Annotated in this window: 10 protein-coding genes; 5 read left to right on the top strand and 5 right to left on the bottom strand. The window is 69.4% G+C overall.

The genetic code is table 11. From position 1 onward, the window contains the following. Positions 1–73: 73 nt before the first annotated feature. Positions 74–1,792: an alkaline phosphatase D family protein gene (locus tag ACWFRB_RS17830; RefSeq protein ID WP_452642431.1), complete on the top strand. Its 1,719-nt coding sequence runs from the start codon at positions 74–76 to the stop codon at positions 1,790–1,792. Positions 1,793–1,935: 143 nt separating this feature from the next. After that, positions 1,936–3,633, top strand: a complete 1,698-nt coding sequence (locus tag ACWFRB_RS17825) for an alkaline phosphatase D family protein (RefSeq protein ID WP_452642451.1) — start codon at positions 1,936–1,938, stop codon at positions 3,631–3,633. Positions 3,634–3,808: 175 nt separating this feature from the next. On the opposite strand, the gene ACWFRB_RS17820 is transcribed toward ACWFRB_RS17825, so the two are convergent. Both ACWFRB_RS17820 and aspS read right to left on the bottom strand, forming a co-directional pair. Further along, positions 3,809–4,996, bottom strand: coding sequence for a phosphotransferase family protein (locus ACWFRB_RS17820; protein WP_452642430.1), 1,188 nt, complete (start codon positions 4,994–4,996; stop codon positions 3,809–3,811). Positions 4,997–5,206: 210 nt separating this feature from the next. Next, positions 5,207–7,003, bottom strand: a complete 1,797-nt coding sequence (gene aspS / locus ACWFRB_RS17815; RefSeq protein ID WP_452642429.1) for an aspartate--tRNA ligase — start codon at positions 7,001–7,003, stop codon at positions 5,207–5,209. A gap of 152 nt (positions 7,004–7,155) precedes the next feature. On the opposite strand from aspS, the gene ypfJ reads away from it, so the two are divergent. After that, positions 7,156–8,097 carry a KPN_02809 family neutral zinc metallopeptidase gene (ypfJ, locus tag ACWFRB_RS17810; RefSeq protein ID WP_452642428.1) on the top strand — a complete coding sequence of 314 codons (942 nt, stop codon included), beginning with the start codon at positions 7,156–7,158 and terminating at the stop codon, positions 8,095–8,097. A gap of 15 nt (positions 8,098–8,112) precedes the next feature. Here the strand turns inward: ypfJ and ACWFRB_RS17805 are convergent, their stop codons facing one another. From ACWFRB_RS17805 to ACWFRB_RS17795, 3 genes are all read right to left on the bottom strand, one after another. Beyond that, positions 8,113–9,228, bottom strand: a complete 1,116-nt coding sequence (locus ACWFRB_RS17805) for an AI-2E family transporter (protein WP_452642427.1) — start codon at positions 9,226–9,228, stop codon at positions 8,113–8,115. A gap of 83 nt (positions 9,229–9,311) precedes the next feature. After that, positions 9,312–10,250: a hypothetical protein gene (locus ACWFRB_RS17800; RefSeq protein ID WP_452642426.1), complete on the bottom strand. Its 939-nt coding sequence runs from the start codon at positions 10,248–10,250 to the stop codon at positions 9,312–9,314. Between the two features lie 57 nt (positions 10,251–10,307). After that, positions 10,308–11,336, bottom strand: coding sequence for an Rv2578c family radical SAM protein (locus ACWFRB_RS17795; RefSeq protein ID WP_452642425.1), 1,029 nt, complete (start codon positions 11,334–11,336; stop codon positions 10,308–10,310). Positions 11,337–11,423: 87 nt separating this feature from the next. Here ACWFRB_RS17795 and ACWFRB_RS17790 point away from each other — a divergent pair, with 87 nt between their 5' ends. Both ACWFRB_RS17790 and ACWFRB_RS17785 read left to right on the top strand, forming a co-directional pair. After that, positions 11,424–12,338, top strand: a complete 915-nt coding sequence (locus ACWFRB_RS17790; protein ID WP_452642424.1) for a DUF5995 family protein — start codon at positions 11,424–11,426, stop codon at positions 12,336–12,338. A 12-nt stretch (positions 12,339–12,350) separates the two neighbouring features. Next, positions 12,351–13,991, top strand: a complete 1,641-nt coding sequence (locus ACWFRB_RS17785; RefSeq protein WP_452642423.1) for an FAD-dependent monooxygenase — start codon at positions 12,351–12,353, stop codon at positions 13,989–13,991. Positions 13,992–14,063: the final 72 nt, after the last annotated feature.

Raw genomic sequence — 14,063 nt, 5'->3', positions numbered from 1 at the left:
ACGTCAGATGAACATCCGGCCGCCCGGGCCGCCACGTGTTGAACGGACGTCCAAGTTCGGCTGTGATCTTCGGGTGTCTGACAACTGGCTTCCCGACCGCACCACCCTGCCGAGCCTGAGCAGGCGGACCCTACTGAAGAGCTCCGCCGTGCTCGCGGGCGCAGGCATCACCGTCGCGGCCGCAGGCACCGCAGGCGCCGCGCCCAACGCGGGCACCATCGGCTTCGCGCACGGCGTCGCCTCCGGCGACCCGCTCCCCGACCGCGTGATCATCTGGACCCGCGTCACCCCCTCCGCCCATGCGCAGCCCGGATCGGGTGTCGGCGAGCAGGTCCCGCTGTCCTGGGAGGTGGCGACCGACCCCGGCTTCACATCCATCGTGCGCAGCGGCAGTATCACCGTCGGCCCCGAGACGGACCACACCGCCAAGGTCGACGTCACCGGGCTGAGCCCCGCGACCGCCTACCACTACCGCTTCACCGCCCGCGGCGGCGCGGTCGCCGGTCAGGTGTCCCCGGTCGGGCGCACCCTCAGCGCACCCGCGAACGACGCGGACATCCAGCGGCTGCGGTTCGGCGTGGTGTCCTGCTCGAACTGGGAGGCCGGTTATTTCTCCGCGTACCGCCACCTGGCGCAGCGCGAAGACCTGGACGCGATCCTGCACCTCGGCGACTACATCTACGAGTACGGCCGCGGTGAGTACGGAGGGCGCAACGGTGCGGTCCGCCCGACCGACCCGGCGCACGAGATCGTCTCCCTCGCCGACTACCGGATCCGGCACGCCCAGTACAAGACCGACCCGGACCTGATGGCCCTGCACGCCCGACTGCCGTTCATCGCGACCTGGGACGACCACGAGTCCGCCGACAACGCCCACAAGGGCGGTGCCGAGAACCACAACCCCGCCACCGAGGGCGACTGGGCCGCCCGCAAGGCCAACTCCACCCGCGCCTACTTCGAGTGGATGCCCGTGCGGGCCACCGGGTCCGGCACCGAGGTGACGCTGTACCGGCGCTTCCGGTTCGGCAACCTCGCGGAGATCTCCATGCTCGACCTGCGCACCTACCGCGACGAGCAGACCACCGCCAGCGACGGGCGCAAGGTGGACTCGCCCGACCGGACCATCACCGGCCGCGCCCAGATGGACTGGCTCACCAAGGGAATCGTGTCCTCACCGACCCGATGGAAGGTGGTCGGCAACCCCGTCATGATCGCGCCCACCCTGGTGCCGCCCCTGGACACCAGGACCACCAAGGCGCTCACCGACCTGATCGGAGTGCCCCAGGCAGGCATTCCGTTCGGCACCGACGCGTGGGACGGCTACGCCGCCGACCGCAGGCGGCTGTACGACGCGATCGCCGCGGCGGGAGTCGACAACACGGTCTTCCTGACCGGCGACGTCCACACCTCCTGGGCTTGCGACCTTCCCCTTGACGCCGCGAACTACCCGGCGGGCCCCACGATCGGCACAGAATTGGTGGTTCCGTCGGTGACCTCCCCGAACATGGACGACTCACTGGGGGTACCGCCCCGCACCGCCAGCCTCGCGGCGGAGGAGGCGTACAAGGCGGTCAACCGGCACGTCCGGTACCTCGACTTCGACTCGCACGGGTACGGAGTGTTCGAGGTCGCGACCTCAGGGGCGCAGATGGACTGGTTCTACATCAGTGACCCGCTCGACCCCAATGCGACCGTGCGCCATGGGGCGAGCTACCGGGTCGCGGACCGCGCCCAACGCACGCTCCCGGTCGGTGCACCTCTCGACCCCACCACCCACCGGACGGGCGCGTGAGCTCCCTGCCGCCCGCACCAGGACGACATGACGGCGAACGTCAGATGAACATCAGGCGATCGGGCCCGTTATCGATTGAACACACGTCCATGTTCGGCTGTGATCCTCGGGTGTCTGACAACTGCCTTCCCGACCACACCACGATGCCGAGCGTGAGCAGGCGCACCCTGCTGAAGAGCTCCGCCGTTCTTGCCGGCGCGGGCCTCACCGTCGCCGCCGCGGGCGCTGCCGCCGCCGCACCCGCCGCACCCGGCGCGCCCGCCGTCGGCTTCGCGCACGGCATCGCCTCCGGAGACCCGCTCCCCGACCGGGTCATCATCTGGACGCGAGTCACCCCGACCGCCGACGCGCTACCCGGATCCGGTGCGGGACCGTCGATCTCGCTGGAATGGCAGGTCGCCACCGACCCCGGCTTCACCTCCGTCGTGCGCAGTGGCACCGTGACCACGGACGCCGATACGGACCACACCGCCAAGGTCGACGTCACCGGACTGAAGCCCTCGACCGCCTACCACTACCGCTTCACCGCCCGCGGCGGCGCGGTCTCCGGCCAGGTCTCCCCCGTCGGCCGCACCCGCACCGCACCGGCCGACGACGCGGACCTGGACCGGCTGCGGTTCGGCGTGGTGTCCTGTTCCAATTGGGAGGCAGGCTATTTCGGGGCCTACCGTCACCTCGCCCAGCGCGAGGACCTGGACGCGATCCTGCACCTCGGCGACTACATCTACGAGTACGGCCGTGGTGAGTACGGAGGGCGCAACGGTGCGGTCCGGCCGCACGAACCGGCACACGAGATCGTCTCCCTCGCCGATTACCGGATCCGGCACGCCCAGTACAAGACCGATCCGGACCTGATGGCCCTGCACGCCCGGATCCCGTTCATCGCGACCTGGGACGACCACGAGTCCGCGGACAACTCCTTCGACGGCGGCGCGGAAAACCACGACCCCGCCACCGAGGGCAACTGGGCCACCCGCAAGGCCGGTTCCGCGCGCGCCTATTTCGAGTGGATGCCGGTGCGGGTCACCGGGTCCGGTACCGAGGTGACGCTGTACCGGCGATTCCGGTTCGGCAATCTGGCGGAGATCTCGATGCTCGACCTGCGCACCTACCGCGACGAGCCTGCCGCGTCGGGGGCCGGTTGGCGCAAGGTGGACTCCCCAGACCGGACCATCACCGGCCGTGCCCAGATGGACTGGCTCACCAAGGGCATCGTGTCCTCACCCACGCAGTGGAAGGTGGTCGGCAACCCGGTGATGATCGCGCCCTGCCTGTTCCCGCCGCTGGACGCCAAGACCACGGCGGCGCTCACCGACATGGTCGGGCTGCCCGATGCGGGTGTTCCGTACAACACCGACCAGTGGGACGGCTACTCCGCCGACCGTCGCCGGCTGTTCGACTCGATCACCAACGCGGGTGTCGACAACACGGTCTTCCTGACCGGTGACATCCACACCTCCTGGGCCTGCGACCTGCCGATCGACGCCGCGAACTACCCGGGCGGCGCCACGGTGGGCACCGAGTTCGTGGTGCCGTCCGTGACCTCCCCGAACATCGACGAGACGCTGGGTGTGCCTGCGCGGACCGTCAGCGTCGCGGCGGAGGAGGGTTTCAAGGCGGTCAACCGGCACGTCCGGTACGTCGAACTCGACTCCCACGGTTACGGCGTGTTCGAGATCGCCACCGCAGGCTCGCAGATGGACTGGTTCTACGTCAGCGACCCGATCGACCCCAACGCGACCGTGCGCCATGCGGCGAGCTACCGGGTCGAGGACGGTGCCCAGCGCACGCTCCCGGTCGGCGCACCGCTCGACCCCGCCTCCTACCGACCGGGCGCATGAGCAACCCGGTCCGCCCCGCGCAGATGACGCAGGGCGGACCGGGCCGCGTTGTACCCGGACATCCCGTGCGGGACATGGGCGTACGCGTACAGGGGATGCACATCGCCCAGTGAGCCGGTCCCCGAGGATCCGGCCAGGTCGCCGAGCTCATGGACCCTCCTCGCGACGGACGTCCTTACGTCCAGTACGTCGCGAGCCGCTCCGCCACCTCGCGGGCATGCGCGGCCACGTCGGGGGCCCCGGCATGGTCGGCGCAGGACGCGAGCGTGTTCCACCGCGCGATCAGCGCCTTCGAACGCGGTAGCGACAGGTGGTGCTCCCTCGCGGCCGCGATCCGCTCGTGGTCGTCGGGCAGGAACCAGTAGGTCGAGAGCCAGACCCAGATCAGCTGGGCCTCGAGCATCCTGGCGCAGAGCACCTCGTCGTCGGCGAGCTGCGGCCACATCCCGACCACCTCGGCGCGCCAGGCCTCGGCCATCGCAGCCGAACGTTCCGGCGACAGTTCGACCCCGCACAGGCAGCCGGGGAACGACACCAGGGCGTAGGCGATGTCGAGCGTCGCATCGCGGAACCCGCCCCACTCGTAGTCCAGGAAGCGCACCCCGGCATCGTTGACGATGATGTTGTCCGGGCAGAGGTCGGACGGGCTGAAGGCGCGGTAGCGGCCGCCGTCGAAGAGACGCGCGGCCTTCCCGACGCGATCGACGATGTCCTGGCCGACCTCGATGCCGAGCTCGCGGCGCAGCAACGCCGGCACCTTCGGGGCCGAGGCGACCACCTGCTCGGAGATGCTGTTGCCGAAGTGCGGCACGTCGGCGCGGCGCAGCAGCGCGGTGAAGTCCTCCTCGCGCCCCACGGTCGCGGCGTGCATCCGGCCGATCGCCTGAGCCAGCGCCATCAGCGAGTTGGTGACCGACGCCTCGTCGGCCTGCTGGAGCAGTTCGGCGATGGGGGTGGCGTCACCGAGGTCGGTGAGCACCAGGAGTCGAGCGTCGAGGTCGTAGGCGATCAGTTCCGGGCCCGGCCTGCTGTCGGTCGCCAGCGCGGTCGCGAACTGGTACGACACGGCCTCGCGGAGGAAGGCGGTGTCCATCACGCGCGGCTCGTCGGCGGGCAGCGCCGCGTAGGCGGCGATGCGCCTGGCCTCGGCCTCCGGGGACAGCTCGCGGACCTGCTTGATCACCAATGTGCGTGGCAGCGAGAAGGGATTCTCGGCGCAGCGGACGCGCAGCACGACCGTGCGGCCGCTGCCGCCCAGATCGATGGGGTCAACGAGGGTGACCGGAGCTCCGGTACGTCGCTCCAGCAGCTGCTCGGCTGCTGCGACTACCTCTGAAACGGGGTCGGCCAATAGTGCGGTCATCGCCGTCCAACCTACCCGTCCCGGGCCCGCAGCGGGCCCCCTCGGTCGCCCGTCCGGTCGGTTACCACTGGACCCGCCATCCGGACCTGCAGAAACAGACCGATCCGTACGAAGAATTGTGGTGGGTGGCGAGCCGACACCCGCCACCACCGACTCCAGCGGTCCGAGGGTGATCGCCCACGAACCGCTGGAGTCCTCAGCGTTGTCCGGTCAGGAAGCCGGCGTATCCGTCTCCGGCTTACCCTTCGGCTCCGGCTTGGCGTCGATGCCCGACTCCTTACGCTGCAGCGGGGTGATCGGCGCAGGCGCGTCGGTGAGCGGGTCGACTCCGCCGCCCGACTTCGGGAAGGCGATGACCTCGCGGATCGAGTCCATCCCGGCGAGCAGCGCGGTGATGCGGTCCCAGCCGAACGCGATGCCGCCATGCGGGGGCGCGCCGTACGAGAAGGCGTCGATGAGGAAGCCGAACTTGTCCTCCGCCTCCTCGTGGTCGATCCCCATCACCTTGAAGACACGTTCCTGAATGTCCTTGCGGTGGATACGAATACTGCCGCCACCGATCTCGTTGCCGTTGCAGACGATGTCGTACGCGTAGGCCAGCGCCGTACCGGGATCGGTGTCGAAGGTGTCCATCGACTCGGGCTTGGGCGAGGTGAAGGCGTGGTGCACCGCAGTCCACGCGCTGTAGCCGAGGGCGACGTCACCGCTGGCGGTGGCGTCGGCGGTCGGCTCGAACATCGGCGCGTCGACGACCCACACGAAGGCCCACGCGTTCGGGTCGATGAGGTCCTGCTTGCGCGCGATCTCGCCGCGGGCGGCACCCAGCAGGGCGCGCATCTGCTTCGTCGGGCCCGCCGCGAAGAAGATGCAGTCGCCCGGCTTGGCACCGACGTGCGCGGCGAGACCCTCGCGCTCCGCGTCGGTCAGGTTCTTGGCGACCGGACCGGTAAGTTCCCCGTCCTCACCGATGAGGACGTACGCCAGGCCCTTGGCGCCGCGCTGCTTCGCCCACTCCTGCCAGCCGTCGAGCTGACGCCTCGGCTGGCTGGCGCCTCCCGGCATCACGACGGCGCCGACGTACTCGGCCTGGAACACCCGGAACGTGGTGTCCTTGAAGAACTCCATGCACTCCACGAGCTCGAGCCCGAAACGCAGGTCCGGCTTGTCGGAACCGAAGCGGCGCATCGCCTCCGCGTAGGTCATCCGCTGGATCGGGGTGCTGATCTGGTGGCCGATCAGCTTCCACACGTTGGTGAGGATCTCTTCGGCGAGGTGGATGACGTCGTCCTGCTCGACGAAGCTCATCTCGATGTCGAGCTGGGTGAACTCCGGCTGCCGGTCGGCACGGAAATCCTCGTCCCGGTAGCAGCGCGCGATCTGGTAGTAGCGCTCGATGCCGCCGACCATCAGGAGCTGCTTGAACAGCTGCGGGCTCTGCGGCAGCGCGTAGAAGCTGCCGGGCTGCAGTCGCGCGGGAACCAGGAAGTCGCGGGCACCCTCGGGGGTGGACCGGGTCAGGGTGGGGGTCTCGACCTCGACGAACTCGTGGTGCGCCAGCACCTCGCGGGCCGCCGCGTTCACCTTCGAGCGAAGCCGGATCGCCTGACCCGGACCCTCGCGACGCAGGTCGAGGTAGCGGTGCTTGAGGCGCGCCTCCTCGCCGACCTGGTCGTCGAGCTGGAACGGCAACGGGGCGCTCTCGTTCAGCACCTCGAGCGCGGTCGCGTTGACCTCGATCGCACCGGTCGGGATCTCGAAGTTCTGATTGCCCTCCGGCCGGACCTCGACGCTGCCGGTGATCTTGACGCAGTACTCGGCGCGCAGGCGATGGGCCTGCTCGGCGACCTCGCCCTCACGGAAGACCACCTGGGAGACCCCGGAGGCGTCGCGCAGATCGATGAAGATCACTCCGCCGTGATCGCGACGCCTGGCAACCCATCCGGTGAGGGTGACGGTTTGATCGGCGTGCTCGGCTCGCAGCGAGCCGGCGAGGTGGGTGCGCAGCACGGGGTTCCTTCCACAGTTATCCAGCGACTTCTCAGTTGGTGCGATCCTACGGAGAGACATGCAGAAGACATAACCGCGCAGTCGGAACTTTGCGCGCGATCGCGTGTAAAGCTGTATCCGCAGTTCCTCGACTTCGAACGAAAGCGATGACGATGACCTTCAACGAGGGTGCGCGGATGGACTCGGGGCGCGTGACGGTCGGCGGCGGCCACCGCGGCGGAGGCGGTCGGGGCGGCAAGGCTGCGCTCGGTGGCGGCCTCGGCGGACTGGTGGTGCTCGTGTTGGCCCTGCTGCTCGGCGGCAACCCGGGTTCGCTGCTCGGCGGACTGACCGGCGCCTCCGATTCCGCCCAACTGGGTACCGGCTCACTGTCGGAAGTACAGAACTGCGAGACCGGAGCGGACGCCAACCGGGACGTGAACTGCCGAGTCAAGTTCACTGTCGGCAGCCTCGACTCGGTATGGGGCGAGGAACTGCGGAAGCAGACGGGTGTCCGCTACGCCGAGCCCGGCGTCATGCTCTTCTCCGGCGCGGTGAACACCGGCTGCGGCAACGCCACCAGCGACGTCGGCCCGTTCTACTGCCCGGCCGATTCCACCGCCTACTTCGACACGAGCTTCTTCCAGCTGCTGGTGGACCAGTTCGGTTCGAGCGCGGGCCCGCTCGCGCAGGAGTACGTCGTCGCGCACGAGATCGGCCACCACATCCAGAATCAGCTCGGCGACATCGGCCGTGCGCAGGCAGACCCGAAGGGCGCCGAGTCCGGGGCGGTGCGAACCGAGCTGCAGGCCGACTGCTACGCGGGAGTCTGGGCGCACTACGCGGACACCAAGCCGGCCCCCGGCGGCGGTGCACCGTTCCTCAACAAGCTGAGCGAGAACGACATCAAGGACGCCCTGTCCGCCGCCTCCTCGGTGGGCGACGACCGGATCCAGCAGGCCTCCAGCGGCCGGGTGAACCCGGAGGGCTGGACGCACGGCTCCTCGCAGCAGCGGATGAAATGGTTCGCCACCGGCTACAAGACCGGGCAGGTCAGCGCCTGCAACACCTACGCGGCCCGCGACCTGAACAACCCCGCCGCGCTGACCCCGTAGTCAGCCCCGACCCGGCTACTCGGCGGGCGGGACGGGTTCGGTCTGCAGATCGTGGATGAGTTCGTAACGGCGACCATAGGTTTCGACCAACGACTGGATCACCGCGACGACAGGGACGGACACCAGCGCGCCGATCGCCCCGAACAGCGACGCCCCGACGATCACCGAACCGAAGGCGACGGCCGGGTGGATCGACACCGTCTTGGACGTGATGCGCGGATGCAGCAGGTAGTTCTCGACCTGCTGGTACGCCGTCCCGAAGACCACCACCCACACGCCGTCCATCGGCTGGGCCGCGGCGGCGATGATCGCGGGCAGCGCGATCGCCAGGTAGGTGCCGAGGGTCGGGATGAACTGCGAGACCACGCCGGTCCAGATGGCCAGCGGGAGCCAGTACGGCACACCGATCGCCATCAGGAAGATGCCGGTGGCGACGGCGCTCACCGCCGCCAGGATCAATCGGGACACCACGTAGCCGCCTGCCTTTTCTACGGAGATCTCCCACACGGTGGAGATGACCTGCTGCTGCCGGGCAGGGAACCAACTCGAGATCGTCCGGCGCAGCGCCGGACCCTGGGCGGACATGTAGAACACGAACAGCAGCAGCGTCATCGCCTGGAACACGACCCCGAGCAATGACGACACCACCCCGAGCACACCAGGCGTGAAGCGTTGCGCGAGTTCGCGAATGGTGTCCGGGGTGAGCTTGATCAGGTCCTCGCCGGTCGAGAAGTTGGTGTCGAAGGTCCGGTTGGCCCACTCCGTCAGCCGCGAGACGGCGCCGGGCAACGCGGTGAGCAACTGGGCGAGCTGCTCCGCCAGCAGCGTGCCGAACACCGCAAGGAACGCGATCGAGAACAGCAGCATGCTGACCAGCACCAGCCCGGTACCCGCGCCGCGGCGCCAGCCACGACGTTCGAACCAGTCGACCACCGGTTCGATGGTGACACTGAACAGCCATGCCAGGAAGAGCATGCCGAGGAACCCCCGCAGGTTGTGCAGCAGCCAGCCGAGCACCTGGTAGCCCGCGACGGCGAGGAGAACGTAGAGGATTGCGGTCCGCAGCCATCGGCGATAGGTGGCCGCGGGTTCGGGCGCCCGCCGTGCGTTCGGTTCGCTGTCGTCGGTCATCGCACACTCCGTGGTCGGATGGTCGTGCCGCTACAGCGGAAATGTACTCGCCGACCATCCACGCGCGGGCACCAAACAGGTCGTCACGGCGCGCTGACGCAGGCGGTGGCCTCGGTGAGGTCCGCGGGCATCGCGGCCTCGACTATCGCGGTGGCCCTGGCACTCGCGTCGGCGTTGACGATGTCGTCCGCGATGGACGGCGACGCGGAGTCGAGGTCCGCGAGCTCCACCAGGACGTACCGGTGGTCACGTCCCCCGAACCCCGTCGAATGTCGGATGGTCCTGTCCCCCGTCGTCATCCAGCCCTGCTTGATCCCGGGTCCACCCCACCGCTCCAGCGTTGCCCAGACCCCGAATTCCTGGTCGAATCCGTCGGCGGCCACGGGCGCGACCGCCTGGAGCCCGGCGATCATGATCTGCCGCGCGGGCTCTTCGAGGCCGCCGCGCCCGGAGAGCAGACCGTCGTAATAGCGGGCGATATCGGCGGCCGTGACGGTGGTGTCCCACCAGGCGCCGTCCGCCGAGGTCGCGGACAACGCGTAGCGCTCGGCTACGCGTTCGACCACCGCGGGGCCGCCGCCGAGCGTCCACAACAGCTCGGCCGCGCCGTCATCGGAGGTGGCGAGCATGGACACGACCCCGGCCAGCATCTCGCCGTCGATCGCCGCCCACCTTGCCGCGCTGCGATGGAGGTAGTCGTCGGCGATGAACAGCTTTGCCAGCGACGCGGCCGGGAAACTCACGGCCCTGTCGCCCGCGCCCAGGTAGACGCCGGTCTCTCGGTCCACGTAGGCGATCCCGACGACGTCACCGTCCGCCGCTGCCGCCTCGACCGTGGTCGCGAGCGCATCGGGGAACGGTTCGCACGGGCCCTCGCCCTCGGATCGCGACGACTGGACCGCAGGCGCGGACGACCATCCGGTCGCTGCTGTCTCACCGGAGGTCAGGCCCGCGCAGATCGCTACCGCGAGAGCGCCGCCCATCGCCCCGCGAACCAATCCCGAGCGGGAGCACCCGGACATATCGCGACCTTTGATGCAAAGTATTTCCCTGCTACCACTATAGGATTCGGCGTTGCCTCAGAACAGCGTCAGCGCAGGCGCAGTACCCGCCCCGACCAGCTCGCGAGCGCGCGGGGGCTCGGACTCCTGGCGTCGCTCCGAGCGACCGCCCAGCCCGTACTTCTCGACGATGGGTCCCACCCGCTCCCGGAGCCACGCCTGATACTCCGGGGTCACGTACGCGCCACGGCCGTAGAGCTGGCGGTACCTACGGATCAGCGCGGGGTGTTCCTCGGCCAGCCAGTTCAGGAACCAGCCCCTGGTACTGCCCCGAAGGTGCATCGGGAACACCGTCACCCCGGTCGCGCCCGCCTCGGCGATCGCGCCGAGCAGCGCATCGAGCTGTCGCGAGGTGTCGGTGAGGTACGGGATCACCGGGGCCACCATCACGTTGCAGTCGAAGCCCGCGTCGGTGATCGCCCTGATCAGTTCCAGCCGGGCCTTCGGCGACGGCGTGCCCGGTTCGATCGCCTTCTGCAGGTCCGGGTCCCCGATCGCGAGCGAGACCCCGATCCCCACCGGAACCTGCCGCGCCGCCAGCGTGAGCAGGGGCAGGTCCCGGCGCAGGAGGGTGCCCTTGGTGAGGATCGAGAACGGCGTGCCCGACTCCGCGAGCGCCCCGATGATCCCCGGCATGAGCCGGTAGCGCCCCTCCGCCCGCTGGTACGGATCCGTGTTGGTGCCGAGCGCGACATGCTCGTGCTTCCACGACCGACGGGCCAGCTCGCGCCTCAGCACGGCGGCCACGTTGGTCTTCACCACGACCTGGCTGTCGAAGTCCTGGCCCGCGTCCAGGTCGAGATACTCGTGGGTCGGCCTGGCGAAGCAGTATCGGCACGCGTGGGAGCAGCCGCGAAACGCATTGACGGTGAAGCGGAATGGCAGCGTGGACTCGTCGGGCATCTTGTTCAGCGCGGACTTGCAAAGCACCTCGTGGAAGGTGATGCCCTCGAACTCGGGCGTCTGTACAGTGCGGACGAGCCCGGCACGGGCGAGTCCGGGAAGGGCGCCGTCGTCGGCGTCGAGAGCCTGCCCCTGCCATCGCATATACAGAGTCGAACATGTGTTCTAGGTGCTGTCAAGTGCGCTCGCGGGCAACCGACATCACCGCACCGCGGTCGTTACACTCCGGCGATGAGCCCGCGCCGGACCACCTCCCGCACGTCCGTCTCCCGCCTCGCCACTCTCACCTCGATCGCGCTCCTCGCCTCGCTCACCCTCACCCAGCCCGCGGCCGCCGATCCCGCCACCGCCGCGGCCTGCGGCGCCCCACTGTCCGCCGCCGAGGCGGGCACCGTCGCCGCGCTGTCCGACACCACCACGATCACCGCGACCGCGTCGATGGACCGACTCGAGGAGGAGGTGGTCCGCCAGCAACGGATCTCCGACATCCTGGTCTCGCACGGCGACCGGCGCGGACTGTTCGGCATCGGACTCGACGCCGTTGTGCAACGGGCCGTCATGCCGTTGCAACGCGACCCGGCCGCCTTCGTCACCCCCGAGTGGGCCCATGCGATCAGCATCGATCTGCTGCGCCGCTACCTGGACAACGTCCACGCCGAGTTCACCGGCGCCCCAACCGAACCCGCCTGGCAGCGCTACTTCGCGCTGAGCAGGGACTGCACCCTGTCCCCCGCCCGAGTCGCCATGATCGGCTACAACGCGCACCTGACGGTCGACCTCGCGCGGGCCGTCGCCGCAACAGGCACCACCGAGCGGAACGTGGCCGACTACTACAAGATCGTCGACTCCATCGCCACCGACGGCGACGCGATCGTCACCAGGACGAAGGCCGTGTACGGCGCCGATCTGGGCCCCCTGTGGCGGTTCTACTTCCTCGGCGAGGGTCTCGATCGGATCGCGGGCGAGGGCGTGGCCTCCGAACTGTTGCTGCGCGCCGCCGACAGCGGCTACAACACCCTCACCCTCGCCAACGGTTTCGCGCTGCAGAATCCGCAGACGGCACCCGCCGCGACCGCGGAGATGGAGGCGCTCTGGGCCACCGCCGACGGCGCGATCGAATTGCTCACCCGACTCGGCGGCCTCTGACAGAATCCAGGGATGACCTCGGCAGTCGAACCGCAGGTGGCGCCCGTGACGACCGATGTACTGATCGTGGGGGCAGGCCCGGTCGGGTTGACGCTGGCGGTGGAGCTGCGCAGGCGCGGCGTCGACGTGATCGTCGTCGACCGCCTCACCGAGCGTGCGCCCTACGCGAAGGCGGTCGGCATCCAGCCGCGCACCGTCGAGGTCTGGGACGCGATGGGGGTGGTCCGGCCCGCACTCGACGCGGCGACCACGATGCGCGGTCAGCTCGTGTACGTCAACGGCGTCAATGTCGCCCAGCTCGACCCCACCCTGCCCGAGGAGATCCCGTACGGGTTCCTCGCGCTCCCGCAGTGCGAGACCGAAAGGGTCCTCGGCGAGGCACTGGAGGGTCTCGGCGGCCAGGTCACCAGGGGCACCGAACTCACCGGGTTCGAACAGGATCCGTCCGGGGTCCACGCGACCGTCAGGGACGGATTCGGGGAGTTCACCGTCGAGTCGCAATACCTGGTCGGCTGCGACGGTGCGCACAGCCTGGTCCGCAAGGGGTTGGGAATCTCCTTCGAGGGCGGCGCCTTCGCCGAGGAGTACATGCTCGCGGACGTCGAGGTGGACTGGACGATGCCCGCCGGGTATGGCGTCCGGGCTACGCATCAGACCGACGGCGTCACCGACGACCTGATGGTCTGCATCCCCCTGCCCGGACACAAGCGCTACCGGATCTCGATGCTCGTCCCCGACGAACTCGCCACTGCGCCTCCTGGTTCCGGCGAGGTCGCACACGGCCTCGAGGGTGGTCGTCGACCCGAGCTGCGGCACGTGCAGGCCGTGCTCGACCGGCTCTCACCCCAGCCGACGACCGCGAGCAGCCTGCGGTGGTCCTCCGTCTTCCGGATCAGCCACCGGCTGGCGGGCCGGTACGGCATCGGCCGGGTGTTCCTGGCGGGCGACGCCGCGCACATCCACCCGCCCACCGGCGCGCAGGGCATGAACACCGGCGTCCAGGACGCGTACAACCTCGGCTGGAAGCTGGCGCTGGCCGTCACCGGTTCGGCGGCGCCATCGCTCCTCGACAGCTATCACGAGGAGCGGCACCCGGTCGGCGAGGAGGTGGTGGGGCGCACCGTCAAGAGCGCGAGGGAGGGCATCGGCGCGGACATGGCCGACCCCGCCGAGGTGATCGTGCGGGAGGCCCAACTCCTCGTCGGATATCCCTCGAGCCCGCTGGTCGGCACCGGGTCGGGAGCGACCGACGTGGTCCCCCGCCCTGGTGACCGCGCACCAGATGCCGCCGGCCTGCGCCAGGACAGCGTCGCGTTCCCGATCCGCCTGCACGAACTGTTCCGTCACCCCGGCCACACGCTGCTGCTGTGGGCATCCGACGCCAGGGACGCCGAGACGCAGCACGCTCTCGCCGCCGAGGTGACCGGCCGTTTCGGCCTGGCGGTGCGCAGCCACGTCATCGTCGCCGGGGATGTCGACCTGCCCACCGTCTCGGGGATCATCCTGCGCGACGCCGACGGCAGGTTCGCCGACGGCTACGGCGCCGGCGACCGAACCGGGTACCTCGTCCGCCCGGACGGCTATATCGGGTACCGCTCGGACGAGATCACCCTCGCCGTTCTCGCCGACAATCTCTCCCGCACGCTGCGCTGACCTTTCGCGCGCGAAGAGGTGCCGCCGACTCTCACCCGATACGGGTGATGCACATCACGGGCACCCCTAGCA

It is taken from the genome of Rhodococcus sp. NPDC055112, assembly GCF_053607505.1.
The sequence above is the reverse complement of the archived record's forward strand: the minus strand, read 5'-3'. Positions and strand labels throughout refer to the sequence as shown.

What these genes read in the sequence shown, in the direction of transcription:
- ACWFRB_RS17785 (WP_452642423.1), top strand. Translation starts at nt 12,351, where the DNA reads ATGACCTCGGCAGTCGAACCGCAGGTGGCGCCCGTGACGACCGATGTA.
- ACWFRB_RS17800 (WP_452642426.1), bottom strand. Translation starts at nt 10,250, where the DNA reads ATGTCCGGGTGCTCCCGCTCGGGATTGGTTCGCGGGGCGATGGGCGGC.
- ypfJ (WP_452642428.1), top strand. Translation starts at nt 7,156, where the DNA reads ATGACCTTCAACGAGGGTGCGCGGATGGACTCGGGGCGCGTGACGGTC.
- ACWFRB_RS17795 (WP_452642425.1), bottom strand. Translation starts at nt 11,336, where the DNA reads ATGCGATGGCAGGGGCAGGCTCTCGACGCCGACGACGGCGCCCTTCCC.
- ACWFRB_RS17790 (WP_452642424.1), top strand. Translation starts at nt 11,424, where the DNA reads ATGAGCCCGCGCCGGACCACCTCCCGCACGTCCGTCTCCCGCCTCGCC.
- ACWFRB_RS17825 (WP_452642451.1), top strand. Translation starts at nt 1,936, where the DNA reads ATGCCGAGCGTGAGCAGGCGCACCCTGCTGAAGAGCTCCGCCGTTCTT.
- ACWFRB_RS17805 (WP_452642427.1), bottom strand. Translation starts at nt 9,228, where the DNA reads ATGACCGACGACAGCGAACCGAACGCACGGCGGGCGCCCGAACCCGCG.
- ACWFRB_RS17820 (WP_452642430.1), bottom strand. Translation starts at nt 4,996, where the DNA reads ATGACCGCACTATTGGCCGACCCCGTTTCAGAGGTAGTCGCAGCAGCC.